Here is a 26475-nt window from a genome sequence, read left to right as displayed (position 1 = left end):
TTTCATGCAAGGTTTTTATAATTACTCGACTACAAGTTAACATTTCGTACTTTTGTTAATCTAAAGTAAGTATCATTTATGAAAATAAAGCGCACTAATAATAATGAATCTATAGAATTGCCTTTACAGATTTCTGTGAGTTTTGAAAAGGTGTTTTTGATGTATAAAAATTATTCAAAAGACGAATATAAAGAACATCCAAATCATTTAGCTGCAAAAAACCTAGTCGCTGAAATTGCAAAAACTCCTGCGTTGATTGACGGTTTCTCAGATTTTACGTTATTTGATACTCATAAAAAAAATATTGACTTATTATTAAATCCGCTTTTTCCAGAACCGCTTTTATTGAACGAAATCAAATCAGCAACCATACCGTTTACATTTACTTCTTTTAAATTTACTACTCGGTTCGAAAATATTATAAAAAATGCTGGAACTGATTTTGAAGTGAAGATTCGAAATTTCGAAGACGATTTATTATATATTTATGCTTGTACCATGATTCTAGGTTCAGTTTATAAATATCCAGTAGATTTAAAAAGACCTTTCTTTTTTGACATTCCCGATACAACAACGGGAAACCTAAAGCATTATAGAGCCGCTTTTAACAACGATTTTGGTGAAGTGATTCCTACCGAAAACGCTCCTAAAATTTCAGAAGAAGATTATAAAATTTTAATAAATAATTTTGACAATATCGCTATTTGGAAAGAAAAATTTCCTCCAAATAGTTATATCTACAAAGGCTTTGGAATTATGAATTTGTTTGATGTTACAACAGATGAAATTATTTCTAACATTAGAACAAATTTATTAAAAAGTGGAGATGATTTAATTTCAGAACTACAAAAAGATCTTCGCAAATTTTATACGATTCCAGATTTAAAATTAGGCTATTCGATATTTGACAATATCAATGTTAAAATTTGTGAAACTACCATTAACAAATCTAATAGTATTATTTTAAACAGTTCTGAAGAAGTTATTTGCGATTCGTATTTCTGTGATGGTATTATGCAAACGGTTTTTAAAAATCATGAATCGCTTAGTATCTCTGATGTAGAAAAATATGGCAGACAAACCAATGAAAACCCATTTTATCAAAATCTAAAAAAACAAGGCATTCAAAGTATTACTTTAATACCAATTAAAGCAACAGAAAACAATGATTTGGCTTTGTTAGAAATAGCATCGCCAAGACCTTTTGAATTAAATTCGGTAAACTTAAACAAGTTAAAAGACATAATCCCTGTATTTGAAGTTGCTGTAAAAAGAGCTTCAGATGAATATCAAAACACCGTTGAAGCGTTAATTCAAGAACATTATACTACCATTCATCCAACAGTAAAATGGCGCTTTAAAGCAGCAGCTGATAAATATATTTTACAAGCTTCTAACCAAGAAGAAAATATCAAATTAGACGAAATTGTTTTTAATGATGTATATCCGCTTTTTGGACAAAGTGATATAAAGGGTTCTTCAGTTGCAAGAAATATTGCCATCAATGAAGATTTAACACTACAATTATCATTGGCTATACATGTTTTAAATGAAGCATATAAAGTAGAAAAATTACCCATTTACGAAGAACTTATTTTTAGAGTAAAAGACTATTTACTAAATATTAATAAAGGCTTAAAAGCAGGTGATGAAATTGCAATTATCGATTTTTTAAAGCGAGAAATTTATCCTGTTTTCAATCATATTAAAAAATTAAATACCACATTAAACGATCATGTTTCTGTGTACATGAACAGATTGGATAAAGATTTACATGTAGTGTATGAAAAACGTAAAGATTACGAAGACAGTGTTACTCTTTTAAACAACAAGCTTGCTGCTTTTTTAGATCAAAAACAAGAAGAAGCACAACGTATGTTTCCTCATTATTTTGAGCGTTACAAAACAGATGGCGTAGAATACAATATGTATATAGGAAGTTCTTTAACTGATAAAAAAACGTTTGATAATTTGTATTTATACAACTTGCGCTTATGGCAATTGCAGACCATGTTTGAGTTAGAAAATATTGCTTTTAAAACGCGTGATCAAATGAATCACGATTTAAGAGTTGCTTCGTTAATCTTAGTACATAGCAATCCGTTATCTATTAAATTTAGAATGGATGAAAAACAATTTGATGTAGATGGAGCTTATAATATTAGATATGAAATTATTAAAAAAAGAATTGATAAAGCTCATATAAAAAACACAACCGAACGCATAACTGTTCCAGGTAAAATAGCAATTGTGTATTCTCAAGATAGTGATGCTAAGGAATATTTAAAATACATTCATTTTTTACAATCTAAAAAATATTTAGGCAAATTAGAAAAATTAGAAATAGAAGATTTACAAGGTGTATCTGGTCTAAAAGCATTACGAGTAGAAGTGCTTTACAACCCATATAAAGAAACTATTTCTTTAAACGATTTAATAGAAGAATTAAGAAGTTAAATCTAAAACAAAACACCTGTTTCTTTAATTTTAAATGCAATTCCGAAACTCAAAACAGACACAATAATACCAATCATAAAAACCATATAAGTTATTCTTAACAACTTATATTTTCTATCCAGCACTTTTCCTAGAAAGTACAAATCTTTGGTCATAGAATTGTATAAATAATCTTTGTCTTTCATCAACTCTCCCATAGCCCATTCAAAGTCTTTCAAACTCATTTTATGAAAGTTCCCAAAGAATAACAAGTTTACCTTTTTGTCTTCAACATCTTTTTTTGAAAATTTACCTTCAGTTACATTAGGCCTGGTTGCTAAAACAGATAAAATAATAGATGTAATTGTAAAAATCACAAAAACAATTGTCGGAGCTATTAAATATTGATTTGAAGGGTTGTCTAACTTTGGCAATAAACTAGAAAGTGCTAATGAAATAATAATAGCATTTACAGAAAGTAGAATATTTGCTTTTGTGTCTGCAATGTCACTAAGGGTGATGTGGTTTCTTAACGTTACTCTAAACATGGTTTCTATTCCACGTTCAGGTGTTTTCGCTTTTTGTTTTTTTATTTTTAATTCTTCTTTCTTAATAGAATTCTTTTGGTCTACCTGTGCTATTTTTTTTTGATTTTTAAATAGTTGTGCTAAATTTTTATCTTTTCCTTCTTGCCAATTTTGTTGGGCATAATTTGTGTAGTAATAATGTTTACTTGTTAAAAAATTGATATTTTCTTGAATCCATTCTGAGTCTGTAAAATTTTTATCACAAACTTTATTTAACTCTTCTTTTAACAAATCGCTAATATCAGAAAAACTCTTTTTACTTAAATGTACACAATCTGCATCTTTTATAATTTTCTCTAAAATATCATCGGCTTCAACATCCATTTTAGTTGCTCTAATTAACCTATTTACTGTATTAATTATGCTTTCATCTATATTATATTCTTCTAAGAAATTAGTGGCAATTCTAACACTTGATTCTTCATGATTTTCAGTTCCTTTTATATATCCAACATCATGAAACCATGCTGCTAACAATAAAAGATTTGCATCAACTTCAGAAATATGTTCTCCAACAAGTAATTCTTTAGTTGCATTAACGACTCTTTGAGTGTGATTTAAATTATGATAAAAATAATCACCACTTAACTCTTTAGTTAATAATGAAAAAACATATTTTTCGGCATTCAGCAATAAAGTCTCCATAAAAGAATTATTTTTACTAATGTAAAAAAAATTAGATGAACAGTCCAAAGTATTATTGCTTAATTATTTGTTTACTTGTGCTAAGTAATTGTGCAACGTATCTTCCACAATACAAAAAATCTAACTCAACTTCTACGAATTTTACTAAAGAAGACGTAGTACATTCTTTTTACTTACTTGGCGATGGAGGAAATTCTCCAATAGGTTCTGAAACAACTACTTTAAAAAGATTAAAAACCGAGTTACAAACTGCATCAAAAAACAGCACTTTATTGTTGTTAGGAGACAATATTTATCCAGCAGGGATGCCAAAAAAAGAGCATCAACAAAGGGCTTTTGCCGAACATCAACTAAACATACAAACCAATATTACCACAGGTTTTAAAGGGAAAGCCATTTTTATTCCGGGGAATCACGATTGGTATTCTAACGGATTAAAAGGATTGGAAAGACAAGAAAAATATATAGAAAAAATTCTAGGAAAAGATTCTTTTTTACCTAAAAATGGTTGCCCAATTGACAAAGTCAATATCTCTGAAGATATTGTTTTAATTACCATTGATAGTGAATGGTTTTTAACCAATTGGGATATTCATCCAACCATAAATGACAACTGCGAAATAAAAACTAGAACTCGCTTCTTTGATGAATTTGAAAGTTTAATAAAAAAAGCACGTGGTAAAACCACCATTGTTGCCATGCATCATCCAATGTTTACAAATGGTCCACATGGCGGTCAGTTTTCTTTAAAACAACAACTATTTCCAATTGGTGGTTCTATTCCTTTACCAATCTTTGGCACACTCATCAACTTAGTTAGAAAAACAAGCGGAATTAGTAATACAGACATCCAAAACAAACGGTATTTAGAGTTTAAAAACAGAATTGTAACGCTTTCTCAAGAAAACGAAAAAGTAATTTTAGTTGCTGGTCACGAACATACTTTGCAATATTTAAATCAAGATCATTTACCTCAAATTATAAGTGGTTCTGGATCAAAAATTTCAGCTACAAGAAATGTTGGTAAAGGTTTATTTTCTTACGGAGCGCAAGGTTATGCAAAATTAGATATTTTAAAAGATGGTTCTTCTCATGTTACATTTATTGCCTCAGAAAAGAATGAAATTGTGTATCAAACACAAGTGCTAAAACCAAACCATCCTAAAAACGATTTTACTTTTACTAAAAACCAACATCCATATACTTCAGCATCAATTTATACAGAAAAAGAAGTTACAAAAGGAAAATTCTACACAGCTGTTTGGGGAGAACGCTACAGAAAGTATTACGGAACAAAAGTAACTGCAAAAAACGTAAATCTAGACACTCTTTTTGGCGGTTTAAAACCTGTTAGAAAAGGTGGCGGACATCAATCCAAATCTTTGCGATTAGAAGACAAAGACGGAAGAGAGTATGTAATGCGAGCGTTAAGAAAAAGCGCTACTCAATATTTACAAGCTGTTGCTTTTAAAAACCAATATGTAGAAGGTCAGTTTGATGATACACTTTCAGAAGAGTTGTTATTAGATGTTTTTACTGGTTCTCATCCTTATGCTCCTTTTACCGTTGGCACAATGGCAAAAGCTATTGATGTTTTACATTCAAAACCTCAACTTTTCTATGTTCCAAAACAACATGCTTTGGGTCATTTTAATAATGAATTTGGCGATGAATTGTACATGATTGAAGAACGAGCAGCTTCTGGACATGGAGAAAAACCAAATTTTGGATTTTCTAACAAAGTAATTAGCACAAACGATTTATTAAAAAAACTCACTAAAAATACCAATTCAAAAATTGATGAAGGTACGTATATAAAAGCGCGTTTGTTTGATATGCTGTTAGGCGATTGGGACAGACACGAAGATCAATGGCGTTGGGCTGCATTTGAGGATGGAGAAATCACTTTGTACAAACCTTTTCCTAGAGATAGAGATCAAGTTTTTTCTATTATGGCAGATGGTTTTCTGTTAAATATTGTTACTAAAACGATTCCTGCTTTGCGCTTAATGCAATCTTTTGATGATGAAATAGCAAATACAAAATGGTTTAATTTAGAGCCGTATCCTTTGGATATTGCATTGATAAATCAAGCAACAAAAAGTTCTTGGGATAATCAAGTTGCTAATATCCAAAAAAACTTAACTGATGCTGTTATCGAAGAAGCTTTTACTCATTTCCCTAAAGAAGTAACAGATCAAACCATAACTGATATTAAAAGAAAACTAAAAGGAAGAATTCAAAATCTCCAAAAAATTTCTGACGAATATTTTAAATACATCAATATGTTTTCGGTAATCAAAGGAACCAATAAAGATGATTTATTTGAAGTTGAAAGATTTAAAAATGGTAGTACAGAAGTTAGAGCATACAGAATTAAAGGGGGCAAAAAAGGAGAACTTTTTCATCAGAAAAAATACAGCAAAGAATTAACCAAAGAAATCTGGATTTATGGTTTAGATGATGATGATGAATTTCATGTATTTGGAGAAAAATCTAACGCGATTAAAGTGCGAATTATTGGTGGGCAAAACAATGACACTTATAATATTACAAACGGAAATAAACTCACAATTTACGATTACAAATCGAAGAAAAACACCTTTAAAACCAATAAAGGGATTCGAAAATTAACGGACAAGTACAACATCAATGTGTACGATTATAAGAAGTTAAAATACAATACAACAGAAATGTTCCCAACTGTTGGCATGAACCCAGACGATGGAATTAATATTGGTTTGGCAACCACTTTTACCAATTTTGGTTTCGAAAGAAATCCGTTTACTTCTCAGCATACCATTGCAGGTTCTTATTATTTTGCAACAAACGGATTTGATATTACACTAAAAAGTGAGTTTGCAAATGTGATTAAAAATTGGAATCTTGGTTTAAAAGCAACATTTACAAGCCCAAATTATAGTGTTAATTTCTTTGGATTTGGAAATGAAACAACAAATCCATATTTTATTGATGAAGATACCTTTGACGAAGATTATAACAGAGTGAAAATTAGAAAAGCACAGTTTTCTCCTTATTTAATTTGGCGTGGAGAATTAGGCGGTAATTTTAGAATTGGATTGAATTATCAATCTATAAATGTAGAAAAAACCATTGGAAGATATATTGCAACAACGGCTTTAGCTAACAAAAATACTTTTTGGGGAACAGAAGCACATTACAATTTTGAAAATCAAGATAACAAAGCGTTTCCTACCTTAGGAATGAAAGCTGATTTCACTATTGGCTATACTGCTAACACAACTACAAAAGCTACCTTTAGTTATTTCATTCCGTCGTTGAGTTTTAATTATAAATTAATTTCTAACGGACAATTGGTATTTGCAACAAAAGTAAAAAGTCATCTAAATTTTGGGAACGGATTTGAGTTTTATCAAGCGGCATCAATTGGCGGTAATGATGGTTTACGTGGCTATAGAAATCAACGTTTTACTGGTAAAACCTCTTTTTATCAAAGCTCAGATATCCGCTTAAATTTACGCAAAATAAAAACAGCTTTACTGCCTTTAAACATTGGCGTTTATTCTGGTTTTGATTATGGTAGAGTTTGGTTAAAAAACGATGTTTCTACAACTTGGAATACTAATTTTGGTGGAGGAATTTTCTTAAACGGTGCAGATATGATTTCTGCTAATATTGGCATTTTTAAAGGAACAGAAAGTGCAAGAATTGCATTCTCTTTAGGATTTAATTTTTAAATTGTATAAATTCCCTCCAATTTTTTTCACTCTTTCCTCAGTAATAAACAAGGTGTTTTCATCTTTAAAGTTAATTCCTTCTTTTTGAGAAGTATGTTTTAACGGGATTTCTTTAATCTTACCAGAGAAAAAATTTTCACCTGTAAAATTGGTTATGATAAAAACTGATGCATGATTTAACAACGCAATTTGCTTTCCGTTTTCAGAAATATCTGCAGCTGTAATTCTACATTCTGGAGCATTGCAAAACTCATATTCAGAAATAAACTCTGCAATGTGTTTTCCTTGTTTATTAGGAACTTTAAATAACAATGTACTTCCTAAGTTTTTCTTCTTTCTGCTTTTTGTAAAAATGTAAAATTGGTTTTGAAAGTAAAAAAAAGCTTCTGCATCAAAAGAATTTTTCTTTTTATCAAGTTGTGGATATTCAAATTCGATGCTTTCAACGGCAACACTTTCGCCATTTAACAAATCTTGATTTGTAATTTTTAAAATCGTTAACTTTTTTCTTTTTAGATTGTTATTTCCAAAATCGCCAATATATAAGTTTCCTTTTTCGTCAGATGTTAAATCTTCCCAATCATTGTTTTTGGCTTGTACTTTTATAACTTTAGTGAGTTTTCCTAGCTGATGTACCCCAAATATTTCTGAGGTATTTCCAGAATCATTTAGCATCCAAATCAAGTCTGAATTCACAATCATTTCATTCCCAGAGACTTCTTTTAATGAGGAGGATAATTGAGAAACGAAGGTTAATTGCCCGTAATTAGTACAAGAATAAAAAAGAAAAAGAATACTATATAGAATTGTTTTTTTCATCTTTTGCAAGTTTACCAACCTCCAGAAGAACCTCCACCGCCAAAACCGCCACCGCCGAATCCGCCACCAAAGCCACCACCAAAGCTTCCGCCAGATGAACCTCCAAAACTTCCTCCGCCACCACCAAAACCTCTTCCGGCGTTGCTTAAGATTATTGCGTCTAAAATAGAGAAGCCACTTCTACGCTTTCCTCCTTTACCGCCGCCACGATTGTTTTTATTAGAAAGGATGATGAATAAAATAATGAAAAAGATAATTGGTATCATTCTAAAGAAGCTTGAATCTGTTTTCTTTTTTGATTTTCTACTTCCTTTAAACTCTCCTTTTAAAGTTTTAAAAATTGCATCAGAACCTTTATCTAAACCAGCATAATAATCGCCTTTTTTAAACTCTGGAGTGATGATATTTACTCGAATATCTGTTGTAATATAATCAGTCATTAAATGTTCAACACCGTAACCAGTTTGAATACTTAATCTTCGATCATCTTTAGCAACTAAAATAAAAACTCCATTGTCTTTACCTTTTTGTCCAATTCCCCATTTATGAGCCCAGTTTGTTGCTAAAAACCCAACATCTTCTCCTTCGGTTTTTGAAATTATGGCAACAACAATTTGGGTTGAAGTTGAATCTGAATACCGAATTAATTTCTGCTCAAGATTGGTTTTTTGGCTTGGAGAAAGCAACTCAATATAATCATAAACACTGGTTTGTAATTTTGGTTTCTCCGGAATTTTATATTGTCCAAACGCAGACTGAATCAATAAAAACCCAACAAAAAACAAATATTTTGTAATTGTTAATTGTTTACTGCTCACTGAAAACTGTTTACCTATCATCCTTTAGAAATTTCGTTAGACAATTCGTTTTCGTCATCAGTTTGCCAAGGAAAAAACTGCTTTAATTGAATTCCAGCACTTAAAATTCCTGCTACAATTCCGTTTTTAAAATTTCCTTTTTTAAAATGTTCTGCAATAGTATCTCTTGTAGAATCCCAAAAATCATCAGCAACTACATTATTGATACCTTTATCGCCACAAATCACAAATTTTTGATCTTCTGTTGCTACATAAATTAACACACCATTTCTTTGTTCTGTTTGATGCATTTTTAATTCATTAAAAACATCCAAAGCTCTTTCGTAGGCGTCTTTAGTTGCTTTTCCTTCTATGTGGACTCTAATCTCTCCAGAAGTGTTCAGTTCCGCTTCTTGAATAGCGTTTATGACTTCCTTCTCGTCAGATTCAGATAAAAATAAGTGTGCTTTTGGCATTATTGTTTTTTGTTAAAATCAAAATTTACATCTGGCGCATTTTCTGCTCCTTTATCTGAAGCATATAAACTCATTGCTTCAAAACCGGCAATGTTTGCAATTATATTACGTGGAATTTTTTTAATGTAGATATTGTAAGCTCCCGCAGAAGTATTAAACCTGTTTCTTTCTACATTAATTCTATTTTCTGTTCCTTCTAACTGATTTTGCAATTGCAAAAAGTTCTGATTTGCTTTTAAATCTGGATACCGCTCAACAACAACCATTAACTTAGACAACGCGCTACTTAAACCTGCCTGTGCTTGTTGAAAAGCTGCCATTTTTTCTGGCGTTAAATTGCCAGCATCAATTGTAGTAGAAGTTGCTTTTGCTCTTGCATTGATTACTTCTGTTAGCGTATTTTTTTCAAAATCTGCTGCACCTTGAACGGTTTTTACTAAATTCCCGATCAAATCATTTCTACGTTGATACGAGCTTTCTACATTTGCCCAAGATATTTCAGCTTTTCCTTTCATATCTATCATTGTATTGTTCATTCCAATTCCCCATCTAACTAATGCAAAAATTAAAACTCCAATAATTATAAGTGGTAACCATTTTTTCATAATTGTATTTTTTAATATTTATAATTGATTTTTTATCTTATTTAATTCCGCTTTTACAGATTCTAATCTACTGATTATTTCGTGATTATTGATAGTGCTTTCTGGATTATTTTTTAGTTTCTGTTTTGCTCCATCTAGCGTAAAACCGCGCTCTTTTACTAGATTAAAAATGAGTTTAAAATTAGCAATATCTTCTTGGGTAAACAATCGATTTCCTTTGGCGTTTTTTTTAGGTTTGATTACATCAAACTCTTTTTCCCAAAAACGAATTAAGGATGTATTTACTTCAAAGGCTTTGGCAACTTCACCAATTTTATAATACCTTTTTTCTGGTAAATTGATGTGCATTAATCTAAAGATTGATTTTCTCTTGAAGCTAACTCTAGCATCCTATCATATTCTTCTGGAGTTAAATCGTTAAAGTAATAATACACAGGATTCATTTTTCTATTTGCTTTATGAACTTCGTAATGCAAATGCGGCGCAGTAGAAATTCCTGACGTACCAACATACCCAATTAAATCTCCTCTTTTTACTTTTTGATTTTTACGAACAACATATCTTTCCATGTGTCCGTAAACAGTTACATATCCAAAGCCATGATTAACTTTAACATAATTTCCTAAAGCACTTCTAGTTCTAACAGCTTTTTGAACAACACCGTTACCTGTTGCATAAACAGGTGTTCCTTTTGGAGCGGAAAAATCCATACCCCAATGAAACTTTCTCGTTTTATAAATTGGATGTACTCTATAACCATATCCTGAAGCCATTCTTTTTAGATCTTTATTTGATACAGGTTGAATTGCCGGAATTGAGGCTAACATTTCTTCTTTATTTTTTGCCAATCGAACAATTTCATCTAGCGATTTAGATTGTACAACCAATTGTTTAGATAAAATATCCAACTCTTTTGTTGCTTTTTTAATCATTGAAGAATTGTCAAACCCTTCTAAATATTGATATCTATTTACACCACCAAAACCAGCTTTTCGTTGCTCTTCCGGAATTGGGTTTGCTTCAAAATAAACTCTATAAATTGCATTATCTCTTTCTTGCAGCTCAGTTAATACCTTGCTACTTTCTTCTATTCGTTTACTGAGCAGTTCGTAATGTAATTTTAAGTTCTCAAATTCTCTTTTTTGAGCTCTTTCGTTTGGAGACATTAAAAATTGACTAAAACCTATAAACCCAAAGAATGCTACTAAAACAACAGCAAGGGCAATAAAACTAGCCTTTTTATAAATGCTGCTTTTATTCCGTTCAATCTTTCTGTACGATAAAGTATCTGCGTCGTAATAATATTTTACCTTTGCCATAATCTTAAATGTACTATTTTTGTGTTCTCTTTATTGTAAAATTTATAGTTAGAAAACATGCAAATTTACAAAATGTTTTACAACTGCCTTTTTTTAGTATTTATTTAAAGGTAAATTAACTTTTAAGAGCAAAACATTATGCTTTAGTATCTATAAGTAGATAAACTTTACAAAATGTTACATATTTATTATTGATTGAAATTATTATAGATGAAATCGCAAGACGTTAGAGCTACTTTTTTAAATTTTTTTAAAGAAAAAAAACACAGCATTGTGCCTTCTGCACCAATGGTTTTAAAAGACGACCCAACATTGATGTTTACCAATTCTGGCATGGCACCTTTTAAAGAATATTTTTTAGGAAATGCTACTCCGAAAAACAATCGTATTTCAGATTCTCAAAAATGTTTGCGTGTTTCTGGAAAACACAACGATTTAGAAGAAGTTGGTTACGACACCTATCATCATACGATGTTTGAAATGTTAGGAAACTGGTCTTTTGGAGATCCTGCCCGTCCGGCAGGCGGGTATTTTAAAAAGGAAGCAATTGCTTGGGCTTGGGAATTGTTAACCGAAGTTTATAAGATTGATAAAAACATTTTATATGTAACTGTTTTTGAAGGAAGTGAAGATGCAGACAATTTAAATTTAGATCAAGAAGCATACGATTACTGGAAAGAAATTATTCCAGAGGATCGTATTTTGATGGGGAATAAAAAAGATAATTTCTGGGAAATGGGAGAACAAGGTCCGTGTGGTCCGTGCTCAGAAATTCACGTAGATATTAGAACTCCAGAAGAAAAAGCCAAAGTAGACGGAAAAACGTTAATCAACATGGATCATCCGCAGGTTGTAGAAATCTGGAACTTGGTTTTTATGCAATACAACCGCAAAGCAAACGGAACTTTAGAAGATTTACCTTCAAAACATATTGATACCGGAATGGGGTTTGAGCGTTTGTGTATGGTTTTACAAGATGTAAAATCTAATTACGACACCGATGTTTTTACACCATTAATTAGAGAAGTAGAAACCATTACAAGTGCTGATTACGGAAAAGATGAAAAAACAGATATTGCAATTCGTGTTATTATAGATCATGTAAGAGCTGTTGCTTTTTCTATTGCAGACGGACAATTACCAAGCAATACGGGAGCCGGTTATGTGATTAGAAGAATTTTAAGAAGAGCAATACGATATGGTTTTACTTTTTTAGACAAAAAAGAACCTTTTATTTACAGATTGGTTGATGTTTTATCAAAAAGAATGGGAACTGCTTTTCCTGAATTAAAATCACAGAAACAATTAATCGAAAATGTAATTAAAGAAGAAGAAGCATCCTTTTTAAGAACTTTAGATCAAGGTTTGGTGTTGTTAGACGGAATTATTTCAACATCAACATCAACAAAAATTTCTGGTGAAAAAGTTTTTGAATTATACGATACTTTTGGTTTCCCTGTAGATTTAACTGCCTTAATTTTATCTGAAAAGGGATATACTTTAGATGAGAAAGGCTTTAACGAAGAATTACAAAAACAAAAAAATCGTTCGCGTGCTGCTAGTGAAATGAGCACAGATGATTGGACAATCGTTTTAGAAAACGCTGAAGAAGAATTTGTTGGTTATGATTCATTAGAAGCATCTGTGAAATTAACAAGATACAGGAAAGTAGTTTCTAAAAAAGACGGAGAAATGTATCAATTGGTTTTTGATAAAACTCCATTTTATCCAGAAGGCGGTGGACAAGTTGGCGATAAAGGTTATTTAGAAGATTCTTACGGAGATGTTCTTTATATTTTAGACACAAAAAAAGAAAGCAATGTAATTATTCATTTTTCTAAAAACTTACCAAAGCATTTAAACGAAACTTTAAAAGCTGTTGTAGATAAAAAACAACGTTATAGAACAGAATGTAATCATACCGCAACACATTTATTACACCAAGCATTAAGAGAGGTTTTAGGAACACATGTAGAACAAAAAGGCTCTGCGGTTCACTCAAAATATTTACGTTTCGATTTTTCTCATTTTTCTAAAATGACTCCAGAACAAATACAAGATGTTGAAAATTTTGTAAACAGAAGAATTGCAGGAAAATTACCCTTAGAAGAAAAAAGAAATATACCAATGCAACAAGCAATTGACGAAGGTGCAATGGCGTTGTTTGGAGAAAAATACGGTGATGAAGTTAGAGCAATAAAATTTGGTCAATCTATAGAGTTATGTGGTGGAACGCACGTAAAAAATACGTCGGATATTTGGCATTTTAAAATTAAATCTGAAGGCGCAGTTGCAGCAGGAATTAGAAGAATTGAAGCGATTACAAATGATGCTGTTAAAGATTTTTACTCAGAAAACAGTCAAACTTTATCACAAATAAAGGAGTTATTAAATAACGTTAAAGAACCTGTAAAAGCTGTTCAAAAATTACAAGATGAAAACAGCTTTTTGCAAAAACAAATTGAACAACTATTAAAAGACAAAGCGAAAAATTTAATTGGTGATTTAGAAAGCCAGTTAGAAGAAATAAATGAGGTACAATTTTTAGCAACAGAAGTTGATTTAGATGCAAACGGAATTAAAAACTTAGCGTTTGATTTAGGAAAAAAACACCAAAACTTGTTTTTAGTTTTTGGTTCTAAAAACAACGAAAAAGCAATTTTAACGTGTTATGTTTCTAAAGAAATTGTGGAAAGTAAAAGTTTAAACGCTGGCACAATTGTTCGAGAATTAGGAAAATACATTCAAGGTGGCGGTGGCGGTCAGCCATTCTTTGCTACTGCTGGAGGAAAAAATCCTGGAGGAATTAAAGAAGCAATCGAAAAAGCAAAAGAGTATATTTTGTAGAAAATTGCAAAGTGTAAAAACTTATAAGGTTCAGAGTATTGTTTTACTTTGAACCTTTCTTTTTATATTTATCTTTTGAAATAGAAATTTATGATTTTACAAACTCAAATTCCGATTGCCAAAGAAAGGTACAATCCGATAACTTACGATTCAAAAATCTTGTTACTAGGTTCGTGTTTTTCAGAAAACATTGGCAACAAATTAGCGTATTATAAATTTCAATCGAATCAAAATCCATTCGGAATATTATTCCACTCAAAAGCCATTGAAAACTTAATTTCAAATGCCATCAACGAAAAAGAATACACAGAAAACGATGTTTTCTATTTAAACGAACGCTGGCATTCTTTTGATGCACATTCTAGTTTAAGTTCTCCTGATAAAAATGAATTACTTAGTCATTTAAATCGGCAAATAACAGCAACAAATCAGCAGTTAAAAAATGCTTCTCACATTATAATTACCTTAGGAACTTCGTGGATTTACAGGTTTATAGAAACCGATACAGTTGTTGCAAATTGTCATAAAATTCCGCAGAAAAAATTCTTAAAAGAATTGCTTTCGGTTGATGAAATTACAGAAAGTTTAGAAGCAATCATTGCCCTTTTAAAATCAGTAAATCAGAAAGTAAATGTACTTTTTACGGTTTCTCCAGTTCGTCATTTAAAAGACGGATTCACACAAAATCAGCAAAGTAAATCGCATGTAATTTCGGCAATACATCAAGTTGTAGAACCAAGAAATTACACACATTATTTTCCGAGTTATGAAATTATGATGGACGAACTACGTGATTATCGTTTTTATGAAGAAGATATGATACATCCTAATAAAACTGCAATTAATTATATCTGGGAAAAGTTTTCCGATTCATGGATTTCAGAAGATTCCAAAGAAACCATGAAAGAAGTTTCTACAATTCAAAACGGATTAAACCACAGGCCTTTTAATTCGAACTCTGAAAAACATCAACAGTTTTTAAAAAATTTGGAAACCAAAAAACACCAATTACAACAACAATTTTCTTGGATGACATTTTAAATACGTAAAATGGCGTATTGTCTGTTTTGTTAACTTTTAAGTATTTTACATTACTAAAAAAACAATGCAATGTTAAAACACATCTTCTATCCAACAGTTCAAAATATTTTTGTTTGGATAAGCGCAATGTACCTTCTTATATTACTTTTTATTGGAAAGGCTGATGCAATGGCAATCCTTTTCTCCTACTTTTTAGAAACTATTATTATTGGTGTTTTTAATGTTTTAAAATTAATTTGGACAATTCATTTCAATACAAAAAAGAGTTCTAGCTCTGGAATTACTGGCTACGGACTTGTTCTTTTCTTTTTGGTTCATTATGGTTTCTTTGTTGCGATACAATCAGTTTTTGGATTTGCTTTATTTAGTTTTGGGGATACCGAAATTATTAAAGAGCCTTTTAATCTTCTTGAAAATTATCAAATCATTTTAAACTTAGAAGGGATAAAATATGCACTTCCTGCAATTGTTTTTATGCATTTCGGAAAATTTATAGTCGATTTTATTATGGGTAAAAAATATTTAAAATTTACTCCAGAAGACATTATGATAAAACCCTATGTTCGGATATTTATTCAGCAATTTGTAGTGATTATAGCATTCTTCTTTATCGTTTTTAATCAAGTCGGAATTATTGCTGCAATCTTGCTAATTACATTCCGTTTAGTGATTGATTTAACTTTAGAGGCCATTCGAGAAAATTCAAAAACCTTAGATTTTTTATCTGAAAAATTGGCCAACGAAAAGGCAACAAAAAGCGAAGTAAAAAAACAACTGATTAACTTTACAGAATAAATACGACATTATACGTATTGATTTAACTTCCCTTTTTATAGACTTTTGAGTCTCTAATTACAATACTAATGCAATTTAAACTCAATTATGATGAAAAAACATTTTAAAACCCTTGTATTTCTTAGTTTAACTTTATTGTTTTTAGCTTGTTCTGGTTACGGAAAAAAACTAGATTATAAAGGTACAGAAGTATATTACACAAGTAAAGTGAAAAAAGCTGACGCTGAAAAATTAGGAGATTATCTATTGAGTTCAAAATTTGCTGATGGCGGAGAAAAATCGGTTCAGCTTACAAAAGATGAAAAAACAAATACTTTTGTTTTTAGAATGGTAACTACAAAAGAAGCAGCAGAAAGTAAAATGTACGAAGCTGTTTTCAAAATATTTGCAAAAACAATATCCGATTCAGTTTTTAACAAGCAGCCTGTAGATTTTCATGTGTGTAACAATACTTTTAAAACACTAAAAGTAATTGCATTTAAAGACAATAAAGTAGATTAGCCGTGAATACTGACGAACATATCAAAATACTAGCTCATTGGAAATACACAACCAAACAGTGGGACGAGTTTGTTACAATTGAAAAAGGAAACAAAAAAGAGGATAGTATTTATTTTGGTATTGGAATTCTAATAATAGCATCGTTAGGTTTAATGGTTTTGAGAGGAACTACTTTTGTAATTGGGTTATTATTTGCAGTACCGTTTGCAATTTTAATTCCCTTTTTACGGTTGACATTTAGTTACAGGCATTTAAAAGAAGGAGTTAAAAATCCAGAAGTAAAAATAACTTTTGAAAAATTATACATCAACAATCATATTGTTGAATTACAAAACAAAAAAAAGCGAGTTAAAAGCATGAAAATTATTGAAGCAAAAAATAATTTAAAGTTGTTAGAATTTGATGTACAATGGCTTACTCGAAAAGGGCCAACAAATGATGAGTTTAGAATCTTAATTCCTGAAGACAAAATAGATGAAGCCGAAAAATTAATTTTATGGTTATAATTTCTTTCGTTTTTAATTCTAAAAATACGTCAGATGACGTATTTTTTTTTGCCCTGAATATTAGCAACTTTGAATCATAATTTAAAAAACAGCAAAAACTTTAAAAAAGAACAACGATTGTTTTTAGGGTTAAAGGTGGCTAGTAACAACTCGTAAAATCTAGCCATCTCCTTTAAAACAGTTTATAAAATCAAAAAAACCTTAAAAACAAGGGTCATGAAAAAAATAATCTTCTTATTCATTGGGGTATTAGCTATCTCAAATAACAATTATGCTCAGTCTGAACTTTTTAATCTAGAGTCTCAAAAATTGCACAAAAAAGTAGCAAAAACAATTGAACATTATTATACATATCACGAAAGAAGTGGTGGTTTTGTAAAAGTTTCTACTACCATTAACACTTATAATGAGGATGGCAATTTAACACAAAGATTCTCTCAATATAATAGTACTTATTCTGGTGCTTCCACAACAACAGAAACCTTATATAATTACGACACAAAAGGGAGAATGACAAGTACACAAGATATTAGTGCAAAAAAAAGTAGTTATTCAAGTTATAATAAATTTACCTACAATAATTACGGGAGTTTAACTAAAAAAGAAACGATTTATGAAAACGGAAACACATATATTTCCAATTACTATTATGATAGAAAAGAGCGATTAACTAGGGTTGAAAGTTTTGATTCTAAAGGGAAGTTAAGTGCTAGAGAAAACTACACATATAACGGTAACAAAAAAACAAAAACTCGAAAAAGTTACGATACAAAAACAGGCAATGTTATTGGCACTTATACAACGTATTACAAAAAAGACATCAGCAATCGTTATGTAACAAAATCTAAGTATAGCAATAGCGATATTTCTTATAAATATGATAAAAATGACAATTTAATAAGTACCATCTATAAAAACAAACCAGCTTCTAACAGCATCAATTCTTATGAATATGACAACAAAAAAAATTGGATAAAAAAACATTATAAATACAGCAATACAACTAATAATTTTTATTTCAGAGAAGTAATTTTCACCAATGGAGATAAAGCTGGAAGTATAGATTTTGACAAAAATTATATTCATAAAAACGGGAATTTTGCCAATGTAAATGTTGTTCCAATTGTTAAATACTCTAAAACAACAAATACCAATACCGTAACAACATCAGACCCAAAAATGCCAGTATTTAAAAATAAAAATTTTGTTTTTAACTATGTGAATTTAGATAAAAAAATAAACACACTTGGAGGAGAAGTTACGATTACTGTTACAGATAATGATAGAATGTCTAAAAATAGTACTGTAAAAATTTCTTATGCTTTTGGTGGCAAAACATATACAGACACCTATAAAGTTATTGCGTATTCTAGCTTAGAAGAATATAATTTTTGGTCATTAAAATCTACCACCAAAACAACCACTATTGCTTTTTCTATCAATTATAAGAAGAAATTTATAGCTTCTAGAGATCTGTATTTAGCAGGTATGTTAAACATGACTTTTAATGGTAAAACCACTGGGTTTTATTTAGAATAAACAAAAAACATCTCCCATGATTCAAGACAATTTTATACTACTTATTTGTTTGACCTTTTTTGTTTTTTCTTTTGGAATATTTCAATATATAGAAATACTTAAAACGAAGAAATCAGCAGTAATTCAAATACAATTATTACGCAATCAGATTGAAGAAGAAAAAAGTATTTTAAAAAAATTTGATTCAGAAGAAGTAAAAGTAAATGAACTAAATAAAAACACCCAACTAAAATTAAGTATAATAAAAACAAAAATAGTAACTTTAGATTTCTCTTTTAAAGAATTAATAGAATGTATCACAAGAGATTAACCGCTTTATGTTTTGTTGTTTTATGTTGTATTTCTACAACTTTTTATGGTCAACAAAAACAGATCGAAACCATAAAAAAACAGCTAAAAGGTAAACAAGTTACCGATTCTCTAAAAATTAAATTACTCGGAGATTTAGGCTGGTATTATGGGAATGTAAATATTGATTCTTCCTATTTTTACACAAAAAAAGGCTTACAATTAGCTTTAAAAACAAATAATCAAAAAGGAATTGGACAATCGTACAATGATCTCGGGATTATTTTTTACAGAACTTCTCGTTTTGATTCTGCTATTACTTACTACAACAAATCTTTAAAAATTAGAAAAAAATTAAATGATTCTGTTGGCATTGCTGGTTTATATTCTAAAATAGGAATTACATTTCAGCAAACCTCAACACTAGACTCTGCATTGCTCTATAACAATGCCTCTTTAAGGGTTTATGAATCTTTAGAAATGCCAAGGTTTGTTGCTATAAATCAAAACAACATTGCTAATATTTATTTAAACTTGAAGCAATACGACAAAGCGTTAGAAATGCATTTTAATGTTTTAAAAGGTAGAGAAATTACTAAAACACCAAATGAATTATCAGAATCTTATATAAATATTGGTAATGTTTATCAACAACTTTTAGACTTTAAAAATTCTAAAAAATATTACAATCTTGCAATACCTATCGCAGAAAAAAATAATTTGATTCGTCAGTTGTCTATCGTTTATAACAATTATGGTAATATTTATAAAGAAGAAAACAACATCAAACAAGCATTGGTTTATTATCAAAAAGCATATGATATTAGAAAAAAACTAAGTGATGATTTTGGACTTGCAAGTGTAATTGGAAACCTAGGTACAATCTATTTTGAAATTGGTCAGTTTAAAAAAGCTGAAAACTATTATTTCGAAGGCGCTACATTAGCAAAAAAAATTGGAGCAAAAGAACTAGAACTTAGTAGTTATAGAGGCTTACTACAATTAAAAAGTTTTCTAAAGCAACCCGACAGCACCGTATTTTATCAAAAAAAATACGACGATTTAAATGACGTAATTAGAAACGAAAATGTTACCAAACAAATTACAGAAATAGAAACCAAATACGAAACCGAAAAAAAGGAAAAAGAAATTGCAATCCAAAAAGAACAATTATTAGAGAGTAAACTTAAAGTAAAAAACAGAAACTTATACGCCATTTTGATTACAGCAATTTTATTAATATTAGGCGTACTTTATTACGGTTTTTATAAAAGAAATAAACTAAAAAGAGAGCAACTAGAAAAAGAAATCGATTTAAAAGATGCGCTTGCAATCATTAAAACACAAAACCAACTGCAAGAACAACGCTTGCGGATTTCTAGAGATTTACACGATAATATTGGCTCTCAGCTTACATTTATTATTTCTTCAATTGATAATCTAAAATTTGTTACCAAGGATGCAAACGAAAAACTAAAAAATAAACTTTCTTCAATTAGCTCGTTTACTTCAGATACCATTTTTCAGCTCCGCGACACCATCTGGGCAATGAATAAATCAGAAATTACTATTGAAGATTTACATGCACGGATTTTATCGTTTATTGAAAAAGCAAAAACAGCAACAGAAAACACCGAATTTCTTTTAAACAATTCCATAAATACGAATAAAAAATTTACTTCTTTGGTTGGTATAAATCTATTTAGAGTTGTACAAGAAGCAATTAATAACGCAATTAAATATGCAGAAGCATCAGAAATAAAAATTGACCTTTTTGAAGAAAAAAATCAACTAAAAATCGTTATAAAAGACAACGGAAAAGGCTTTGATAAGAATTCTATAATTTTAGGAAATGGCTTAAGTAATATGGAGAAAAGAATGCGTGAAGTTAATGGCGAAATAATAATAAACACTAAATTAAATATAGGAACAAGCATTCTTTTTAGCTTAAATACGTAATATTACTAATCTATTTTCCAAACAATAAGAGTTATATTTGATGAAAATCAACTATTATGAGTATTAAATTAGCCATTACTGAAGATAACTATTTTTTGGGAAAAGCTATCGAAGAAAAACTTTCTTTCTTTAACGATATCAATCATAAATTTACAGCAAAGAATGGTGCTGAATTGATTGGAACTTTAGAGGAAAATCATCATTTGGATGTAATCTTAATGGATATTCAAATGCCAGTAATGGACGGAATCAAGGCTACAGAGATTGTAAAAAATAAATATCCTCATATCAAAATAATTATGCTAACTGTTTTAGATGATGATGATTATATTTTCAACGCAATAAAAGCTGGAGCAAATGGCTACTTACTAAAAGAAATTGAAGCAGAAAAGCTTCACAAAAGTATTATAGAAGTTTTAGAAGGCGGAGCGCCCATGTCTCCAAGTATCGCTTTAAAAACACTTAATTTACTTAGAAACCCAGGTTCTGTAGAAAACAATGAATTAAATTCAGAAGAAATTTCCTTAAGTAAAAGAGAAACAGAAATTTTAGAGCACTTAAGTAAAGGCTTAAAATACAATGATATTGCAGGGAATTTAATCATTTCTCCAGCAACCGTACGTAAACATATAGAGAACATTTACAAAAAATTACATGTTCATAATAAAATGGAAGCCGTAATTAAAGCACAACAACATAAATTAATTTAAGTTATTAAAATAATTTTCACTAAATTTATCAAGTATTAATTTCCCCGATAAAAAAATGATTCAAAAAATATTAATTGGAATTATTATTGGCTGCATAATTGGTCTTTTTACTACAAGTTTCTTTTTGCCTTCCGACACGGAGTTAATTGAAATATTTTGGACTAAAATTACTGCAACTTCAATTGTTACAGGATTCTTTTGCGGAATTTACGCCCACTTATCAAAATCTAAACTTCAAATATTTTTAGTTTCTATACTGATTGGAATGATGGTATTCTTTCTTAAGTATTTAATTACAGGACATAATTTTGATCCACTAACAATGGGTGCCTTTACTGGAGCCTTATTAGGAGGAATTCTTTCTGTTTTAAGAAAAGTTGAAACAACTATAAAAATTATGAGACGTTTAAAAAGACGTAGAGAAAATGGATTTAATAATTACGGTTACTAAAGATGTTGGTCAACATTTTGCCAAGGCCCGCCATTAATTGCATCTATTCCATTGTTTTTTAAAAACTGAACAGCTTGCCCACTTCTTCCTCCGCTTAAACAAACCGCAATTACAGGTTTATTCCAAGATTTAATTTCATCTATTTGTAACGGAATTAAATTTAAAACAATATGTTTAGCGCCGTTAGAATGTCCTTGATCCCATTCTGTTTTTGTTCTTACATCAAGTACAACTGCGCCTTTATCTAAATATTCTTTAATTTCTAATCCCATATCTTTTCTTTTAAACATGTCAAAAAATCCCATGTAAATTTATTTTAATCGTTAATTTTAATTTTTGCACAAAACTATACCTTTTTCTATAAGTGTTGTGTAGCTTTTGTTACATTTTAATTCTTCGAGCTTCTTTAATACACTTTTTTGAATAGAAAAATTAAACTTTACAGAAAGTTCATAAAGTTCTAATAACAACAACCAATCTGAAGAAAAATTTCTAATAAGTACATTAAAAATTTCTTCTATATTCTTTTCTGAAACATTATTTTTCTTTCTAAAATCTCTGACTTTTTGATACAAAGCATACAATTCTTTATCAGCATCTGAGTAGTTAATTTTATGAGTTTTAGTTTCAGAAACCTTATTAACATCTGTAAAAGAAAGTACAGAAGCTGGACCAGCATAAGCAGAAACTATCTCTTTACCAACTGCCATGTCATAAACACCCCAAGAAGGATCAAACAACACAGTATCTTGATGTGTTACCGTACAATCTTTAAAAGAAATTAATTGGATTTTTCCTCGCAAATCTCTTGTACCAGTAATTACTTTTCCTACTACTTTTATTCCGCCTTCAAATTCTAAAGTTGTTTGTTTTCCCTCATAAATTCCGTATGCTTCTAAATCTCTCGGGCTCATGTTTTCAATTGGAATATTAATTCCTTTTAGTTTCCCAATCGGACTTCCAAATCCTTCTGCATGATATTCAACTCCATGGCCAATTAATTCTTTATCTCTATTTGACAAAGCGGTTTTACCGGTAGTCTGAATATAAATTGGTTTGTTTTCAAACTCTATGACATTAGAAAAATTTCCTGAAATTTGTAAACCAGTGCTTAATTCAATGGTTCCTAAATTTTTAGAATCTATTAATTTTTTCACTCCATTTAACCCACCTTTTCTTATTGCCATTGTATTGGCAAACTGCTCTAACACCAAACTTAATTCAGCAAAATTTGGTGTCACAAATAATTGTGGTTGGGGTTTTGTAATATCAAAATTAATATTAGCAGCTTCTAAAGAATACGGTATCTTTTTTACTTGATCTGTTAAACACCAAGCGCTTTCTCCGATAGAAGAAAGTAACCCAGCTCCATAAATTTTTGGTTCATCTATTGTGCCAATCAAACCATATTCTACCGTCCACCAATGTAAATTTCTTATTTGTGCCATTTCAGACAATTCGCCCATCGAATTCTGTAATTCTTCTACCTTTTTTTGAGCATCTTCAATTTCTTCTTCTGTACTACTTGGATCTTCTTTTAAGATTGATAACAATCGAATTGCCTCATACATTTCATAATCTTTTGATGATGAAATTGCTTTGCTTCCGATTTCTCCAAATCGTCTTAAATATTCTGCATACTCTGGGTTTGCAATAATGGGCGCATGACCCGCGGCTTCGTGAATGATATCTGGAGCTGGCGTATACTCTATATGATTTATAGTTCTCATATCAGAAGCAATGACCAATACATTATACGCTTGAAATTCCATAAAAGCATTTGGTGGAATAAATCCGTCTACAGAAACAGCGGCCCAACCAATTTCTTTTAAAATCCTGTTCATTCCTTCCATATGCGGAATTGAATCAACAGAAATTCCTGTTTTTTTCAAACCTTTTGCATACGATTTATGCGCAACACGCTTTAAATAATCTATATTTAATCGCATTACATAACGCCAAACTGCTTGATTTTGTGCTGTGTATTCTTCGTACGGCTGTTTTACAATAAACTTGTGTAAATGCTTTGGTAGTTTTTTGGTGACTTCATTCAATTCTAAATGATTTTCCATTGTGACTATTTAATTGAAAAATAAGAACTCTTTTTATACTTTTTACAGATGTAAAGTTACATATTTTGTGATTGATTTGCATAATATTATTATTTAAAAGCACCTATTTATTATCTTAGCTGTCATCAAAATAAAATTCAACTTGAAAAACCATTTTTCTAAATTTACCTGCGTCCTCTTTTTAGCATTTTTAATTTCTAATTGTAATACACAAAAACCAATTGCAATTAATTTGGATGCTGATATTATAAATCCAAAAACGTATGTTGTTTACAAAACAACTAATGCACTAATTATTGATGGAAAAGCAGACGAGCAAGATTGGAAACATGCAAAATTTACATCAAATTTTATCGATATTGAAGGCGTTAAAATTCCAAATCAGCAAACAAATGTAAAAATGCTTTGGGATAAAAACTTTTTATATGTCTATGCAAAGTTGCATGAAAAACATATTTGGGGAGACATCACAAAAAGAGATCAAGTCATTTTTTACAACAACGATTTTGAGGTCTTTATCAGTCCGTCTAACGATACACACAATTATGGAGAAATTGAAATCAATGCATTAAACACTGTTTGGGATTTGGTTTTAAACAAACCGTATAATGTGGGTGGAAAACCTAAAAACAACTGGAATTTAAACACATTAAAAACGGCTGTTTTTATCAAAGGAACAGTAAACAATGCTGATGACATTGATGCCTTTTGGTCTGTAGAAATGGCTATTCCGTTAAGTGCTTTTGCGGAGTTAAAAAATCGCCCAAAAACAAAACCAAAAAATGGTGAGCAATGGCGAATTAACTTTTCTAGAGTTCAATGGAATCATGATATTACAAATGGAAAGTACTCCAGAAAAAAAGTAAACAATAAATTCTTACCAGAATACAATTGGGTTTGGTCTAATCAAGGTGCCATTAATATGCATTTGCCAGAAAACTGGGGATATATTCATTTTTCTGATAATAATCCTACAGAACAAATAGAATTTAAACATCAAACAGATGTGTTAACAGAACAAGTAACGTATGCCTTATATAGAAATATCGCTTTTAAAAAATTAAATTATTTAAAAAAAGAAAAAACTGGATTTCAAGTTCAGTTTGAACCTATAAAAATAAATAAAGAAACTATCAATGCCTCCTTTTTAAAAACGCATACAGGTTTTACTTTGCAAACGCAAAACACACAAAAAAACATCCTATATTCAATCAGTGAAAACGGATTAATTCATCGTAAAAAAATCAATAACACTAAAAAATAATCCATTGAAAAAAATCGTTTTATTAGCAATATTAACTCTTGTCATTTCTTGTCATCAAAAAGAAAAAAAACAAGAAAAATCAACCAAATTTATTTTTAGTTCTTGGGTACATGCTGGAAAAGAATTTAAAAAAGAAACCTGGATTAAAAAACTCAACTTTTATGATTCATTAGGAATTAGCGAAATTTTAATTGGAGGATCGCCTGAAATAGTAGCAAAAATAATTCCGCTAGCAAACAAAAAAAATATCAAAGTTCATGGTTGGATGTGGACTTTAAACAGGCCTGGAGATACAGTTGCTCAAAAACATCCAGAATGGTACGCAGTAAACAGAAATGGACAAAATTCTTTAGAATATAAAGCCTACGTAAATTATTACCAATGGTTAAGTCCGTTTCATCCAGACGCAAGAAAATACATCATTAACAATGCTAAAAAAATGATGGCTGTTAAAGGTTTGGCTTCTGTTCATTTAGATTATGTTCGGTATCCAGACGTAATTTTAGGAGCAGATTTACAACCGAAATACAATTTGGTACAAGAAACAGAAATGCCAGAATACGATTACGATTATCATCCAATTGCAAGAGCTGGATTTAAAAAAATTTTTGATAAAGATCCTATGGATTTTAAACATCCAGAATTATCTACAGAATGGCGTCAATACAGATTAAATGCCGTTACAAGTTTGGTCAATGAAATTATTAATATTGCACATTCAAAAGATAAAAAAGTTACTGCAGCGGTTTTTCCTTTTCCAGAAATGTCTCGACAAATGGTTCGACAAGCTTGGAACGATTGGAAATTAGACGCTGCATACCCAATGTTGTATCAAAATTTTTACAGAGAAAACATCAATTGGATTGGTTTTGCAACCAAACAAGGCGTTTCTGATGTAGGTTTTCCAATTATTTCGGGATTGTATGCTCCGGCTTTAAGAAATTCAAAAGACTTAGAAAAAGCAATAAAGATTGCCAAAGAAAATGGCGCAAAAGGAATTTCTATTTTCACTGCTGATGAATTGACGAAAGAACAACAAGCAGTATTTGTAAAGCTCAAAAAAATGAACTCAAAAAAATAAATCAACGTCTAATTGTTT

The 26475-nt window shown here is 30.2% G+C and carries 23 protein-coding genes; 14 read left to right on the top strand and 9 right to left on the bottom strand.

Features of this window, described 5'->3' with window-relative positions:
• The first annotated feature begins 78 nt into the window (after positions 1–78).
• On the top strand, positions 79–2457 hold the full coding sequence (locus tag ACEWL1_RS05030; protein ID WP_409232187.1) for a GAF domain-containing protein: 2379 nt from the start codon (positions 79–81) through the stop codon (positions 2455–2457).
• A 2-nt stretch (positions 2458–2459) separates the two neighbouring features.
• On the opposite strand, the gene ACEWL1_RS05025 is transcribed toward ACEWL1_RS05030, so the two are convergent.
• Positions 2460–3668 (bottom strand): Pycsar system effector family protein, encoded by a 1209-nt coding sequence (locus tag ACEWL1_RS05025; RefSeq protein WP_409232186.1) that lies wholly within the window; start codon positions 3666–3668, stop codon positions 2460–2462.
• A gap of 35 nt (positions 3669–3703) precedes the next feature.
• Here ACEWL1_RS05025 and ACEWL1_RS05020 point away from each other — a divergent pair, with 35 nt between their 5' ends.
• Positions 3704–7387, top strand: coding sequence for a metallophosphoesterase (locus ACEWL1_RS05020; RefSeq protein WP_409232185.1), 3684 nt, complete (start codon positions 3704–3706; stop codon positions 7385–7387).
• On the opposite strand, the gene ACEWL1_RS05015 is transcribed toward ACEWL1_RS05020, so the two are convergent.
• Genes ACEWL1_RS05015 through ACEWL1_RS04990 form a run of 6 tightly spaced genes read right to left on the bottom strand, consistent with a single transcriptional unit; the run spans position 7370 to position 11403 of the window.
• Positions 7370–8206, bottom strand: coding sequence for a hypothetical protein (locus tag ACEWL1_RS05015; protein WP_409232184.1), 837 nt, complete (start codon positions 8204–8206; stop codon positions 7370–7372). The genes ACEWL1_RS05020 and ACEWL1_RS05015 overlap by 18 nt on opposite strands.
• Positions 8207–8217: 11 nt before the next feature.
• The gene (locus tag ACEWL1_RS05010; RefSeq protein WP_409232183.1) at positions 8218–9045 is read right to left on the bottom strand and encodes a TPM domain-containing protein; all 828 of its coding nucleotides are present in this window, start codon (positions 9043–9045) and stop codon (positions 8218–8220) included.
• On the bottom strand, positions 9042–9479 hold the full coding sequence (locus ACEWL1_RS05005; RefSeq protein WP_409232182.1) for a TPM domain-containing protein: 438 nt from the start codon (positions 9477–9479) through the stop codon (positions 9042–9044). Before ACEWL1_RS05005 ends, ACEWL1_RS05010 begins: the two co-directional genes overlap by 4 nt.
• Positions 9479–10084 (bottom strand): LemA family protein, encoded by a 606-nt coding sequence (locus ACEWL1_RS05000; protein ID WP_347175489.1) that lies wholly within the window; start codon positions 10082–10084, stop codon positions 9479–9481. Before ACEWL1_RS05000 ends, ACEWL1_RS05005 begins: the two co-directional genes overlap by 1 nt.
• An 18-nt stretch (positions 10085–10102) precedes the next feature.
• Complete coding sequence (locus tag ACEWL1_RS04995; RefSeq protein ID WP_409232181.1) at positions 10103–10432, bottom strand: MerR family transcriptional regulator; 330 nt, start codon at positions 10430–10432, stop codon at positions 10103–10105.
• Positions 10432–11403 (bottom strand): M23 family metallopeptidase, encoded by a 972-nt coding sequence (locus tag ACEWL1_RS04990; RefSeq protein WP_409232180.1) that lies wholly within the window; start codon positions 11401–11403, stop codon positions 10432–10434. Before ACEWL1_RS04990 ends, ACEWL1_RS04995 begins: the two co-directional genes overlap by 1 nt.
• Positions 11404–11613: 210 nt before the next feature.
• Between ACEWL1_RS04990 and alaS the strand changes: the two genes are divergently transcribed.
• The 10 genes from alaS (at position 11614) to ACEWL1_RS04940 (ending at position 22040) form a co-directional block, all read left to right on the top strand.
• Positions 11614–14250 (top strand): alanine--tRNA ligase, encoded by a 2637-nt coding sequence (gene alaS / locus ACEWL1_RS04985; protein ID WP_409232179.1) that lies wholly within the window; start codon positions 11614–11616, stop codon positions 14248–14250.
• A gap of 90 nt (positions 14251–14340) precedes the next feature.
• Complete coding sequence (locus tag ACEWL1_RS04980; protein WP_409232178.1) at positions 14341–15291, top strand: GSCFA domain-containing protein; 951 nt, start codon at positions 14341–14343, stop codon at positions 15289–15291.
• 69 nt (positions 15292–15360) lie between these two features.
• The gene (locus ACEWL1_RS04975; protein ID WP_409232177.1) at positions 15361–16086 is read left to right on the top strand and encodes a DUF6498-containing protein; all 726 of its coding nucleotides are present in this window, start codon (positions 15361–15363) and stop codon (positions 16084–16086) included.
• Between the two features lie 90 nt (positions 16087–16176).
• Positions 16177–16587, top strand: a complete 411-nt coding sequence (locus tag ACEWL1_RS04970) for a hypothetical protein (protein ID WP_409232176.1) — start codon at positions 16177–16179, stop codon at positions 16585–16587.
• Positions 16588–16589: 2 nt separating this feature from the next.
• A complete protein-coding gene (locus tag ACEWL1_RS04965; RefSeq protein WP_409232175.1) occupies positions 16590–17093 on the top strand; it encodes a hypothetical protein in 504 nt (167 codons plus the stop codon).
• Positions 17094–17309: 216 nt separating this feature from the next.
• A complete protein-coding gene (locus tag ACEWL1_RS04960) occupies positions 17310–18632 on the top strand; it encodes a hypothetical protein (RefSeq protein ID WP_409232174.1) in 1323 nt (440 codons plus the stop codon).
• A 16-nt stretch (positions 18633–18648) separates the two neighbouring features.
• Positions 18649–18942, top strand: coding sequence for a hypothetical protein (locus ACEWL1_RS04955; RefSeq protein ID WP_409232173.1), 294 nt, complete (start codon positions 18649–18651; stop codon positions 18940–18942).
• The gene (locus ACEWL1_RS04950; RefSeq protein ID WP_409232172.1) at positions 18924–20879 is read left to right on the top strand and encodes a tetratricopeptide repeat-containing sensor histidine kinase; all 1956 of its coding nucleotides are present in this window, start codon (positions 18924–18926) and stop codon (positions 20877–20879) included. The genes ACEWL1_RS04955 and ACEWL1_RS04950 overlap by 19 nt, the downstream gene beginning before the upstream one ends.
• A gap of 56 nt (positions 20880–20935) precedes the next feature.
• Complete coding sequence (locus ACEWL1_RS04945; protein ID WP_409232171.1) at positions 20936–21589, top strand: response regulator; 654 nt, start codon at positions 20936–20938, stop codon at positions 21587–21589.
• A 55-nt stretch (positions 21590–21644) separates the two neighbouring features.
• Entirely contained in the window at positions 21645–22040 is a 396-nt protein-coding gene (locus ACEWL1_RS04940; protein ID WP_409232170.1) for a hypothetical protein, read from the top strand.
• On the opposite strand, the gene ACEWL1_RS04935 is transcribed toward ACEWL1_RS04940, so the two are convergent.
• Positions 22037–22345, bottom strand: a complete 309-nt coding sequence (locus tag ACEWL1_RS04935; RefSeq protein WP_409232169.1) for a rhodanese-like domain-containing protein — start codon at positions 22343–22345, stop codon at positions 22037–22039. The genes ACEWL1_RS04940 and ACEWL1_RS04935 overlap by 4 nt on opposite strands.
• Before the next feature lie 24 nt (positions 22346–22369).
• On the bottom strand, positions 22370–24112 hold the full coding sequence (locus ACEWL1_RS04930; protein WP_409232168.1) for an aromatic amino acid hydroxylase: 1743 nt from the start codon (positions 24110–24112) through the stop codon (positions 22370–22372).
• 142 nt (positions 24113–24254) lie between these two features.
• Here ACEWL1_RS04930 and ACEWL1_RS04925 point away from each other — a divergent pair, with 142 nt between their 5' ends.
• Both ACEWL1_RS04925 and ACEWL1_RS04920 read left to right on the top strand, forming a co-directional pair.
• The gene (locus tag ACEWL1_RS04925; protein ID WP_409232167.1) at positions 24255–25376 is read left to right on the top strand and encodes a carbohydrate-binding family 9-like protein; all 1122 of its coding nucleotides are present in this window, start codon (positions 24255–24257) and stop codon (positions 25374–25376) included.
• A 4-nt stretch (positions 25377–25380) separates the two neighbouring features.
• Positions 25381–26457 (top strand): family 10 glycosylhydrolase, encoded by a 1077-nt coding sequence (locus ACEWL1_RS04920; RefSeq protein WP_409232166.1) that lies wholly within the window; start codon positions 25381–25383, stop codon positions 26455–26457.
• Positions 26458–26475 lie beyond the last annotated feature (18 nt).

Origin of the sequence: Polaribacter gochangensis, assembly GCF_046224025.1 — a bacterium.
GTDB lineage: Bacteria > Bacteroidota > Bacteroidia > Flavobacteriales > Flavobacteriaceae > Polaribacter > Polaribacter gochangensis.
This window is presented reverse-complemented; position numbering and strand designations above follow the sequence as displayed.

Excerpts from the sequence above, each read along its gene's own strand:
- ACEWL1_RS04950 (WP_409232172.1), top strand. The coding sequence starts at position 18,924 with ATGTATCACAAGAGATTAACCGCTTTATGTTTTGTTGTTTTATGTTGT.
- ACEWL1_RS04990 (WP_409232180.1), bottom strand. The coding sequence starts at position 11,403 with ATGGCAAAGGTAAAATATTATTACGACGCAGATACTTTATCGTACAGA.
- ACEWL1_RS05025 (WP_409232186.1), bottom strand. The coding sequence starts at position 3,668 with ATGGAGACTTTATTGCTGAATGCCGAAAAATATGTTTTTTCATTATTA.
- alaS (WP_409232179.1), top strand. The coding sequence starts at position 11,614 with ATGAAATCGCAAGACGTTAGAGCTACTTTTTTAAATTTTTTTAAAGAA.
- ACEWL1_RS05000 (WP_347175489.1), bottom strand. The coding sequence starts at position 10,084 with ATGAAAAAATGGTTACCACTTATAATTATTGGAGTTTTAATTTTTGCA.
- ACEWL1_RS05030 (WP_409232187.1), top strand. The coding sequence starts at position 79 with ATGAAAATAAAGCGCACTAATAATAATGAATCTATAGAATTGCCTTTA.
- ACEWL1_RS04935 (WP_409232169.1), bottom strand. The coding sequence starts at position 22,345 with ATGGGATTTTTTGACATGTTTAAAAGAAAAGATATGGGATTAGAAATT.
- ACEWL1_RS05015 (WP_409232184.1), bottom strand. The coding sequence starts at position 8,206 with ATGAAAAAAACAATTCTATATAGTATTCTTTTTCTTTTTTATTCTTGT.
- ACEWL1_RS04945 (WP_409232171.1), top strand. The coding sequence starts at position 20,936 with ATGAGTATTAAATTAGCCATTACTGAAGATAACTATTTTTTGGGAAAA.
- ACEWL1_RS04975 (WP_409232177.1), top strand. The coding sequence starts at position 15,361 with ATGTTAAAACACATCTTCTATCCAACAGTTCAAAATATTTTTGTTTGG.
- ACEWL1_RS04930 (WP_409232168.1), bottom strand. The coding sequence starts at position 24,112 with ATGGAAAATCATTTAGAATTGAATGAAGTCACCAAAAAACTACCAAAG.
- ACEWL1_RS04960 (WP_409232174.1), top strand. The coding sequence starts at position 17,310 with ATGAAAAAAATAATCTTCTTATTCATTGGGGTATTAGCTATCTCAAAT.
- ACEWL1_RS04970 (WP_409232176.1), top strand. The coding sequence starts at position 16,177 with ATGAAAAAACATTTTAAAACCCTTGTATTTCTTAGTTTAACTTTATTG.
- ACEWL1_RS04955 (WP_409232173.1), top strand. The coding sequence starts at position 18,649 with ATGATTCAAGACAATTTTATACTACTTATTTGTTTGACCTTTTTTGTT.
- ACEWL1_RS04980 (WP_409232178.1), top strand. The coding sequence starts at position 14,341 with ATGATTTTACAAACTCAAATTCCGATTGCCAAAGAAAGGTACAATCCG.
- ACEWL1_RS05020 (WP_409232185.1), top strand. The coding sequence starts at position 3,704 with ATGAACAGTCCAAAGTATTATTGCTTAATTATTTGTTTACTTGTGCTA.
- ACEWL1_RS05005 (WP_409232182.1), bottom strand. The coding sequence starts at position 9,479 with ATGCCAAAAGCACACTTATTTTTATCTGAATCTGACGAGAAGGAAGTC.
- ACEWL1_RS04940 (WP_409232170.1), top strand. The coding sequence starts at position 21,645 with ATGATTCAAAAAATATTAATTGGAATTATTATTGGCTGCATAATTGGT.
- ACEWL1_RS05010 (WP_409232183.1), bottom strand. The coding sequence starts at position 9,045 with ATGATAGGTAAACAGTTTTCAGTGAGCAGTAAACAATTAACAATTACA.
- ACEWL1_RS04995 (WP_409232181.1), bottom strand. The coding sequence starts at position 10,432 with ATGCACATCAATTTACCAGAAAAAAGGTATTATAAAATTGGTGAAGTT.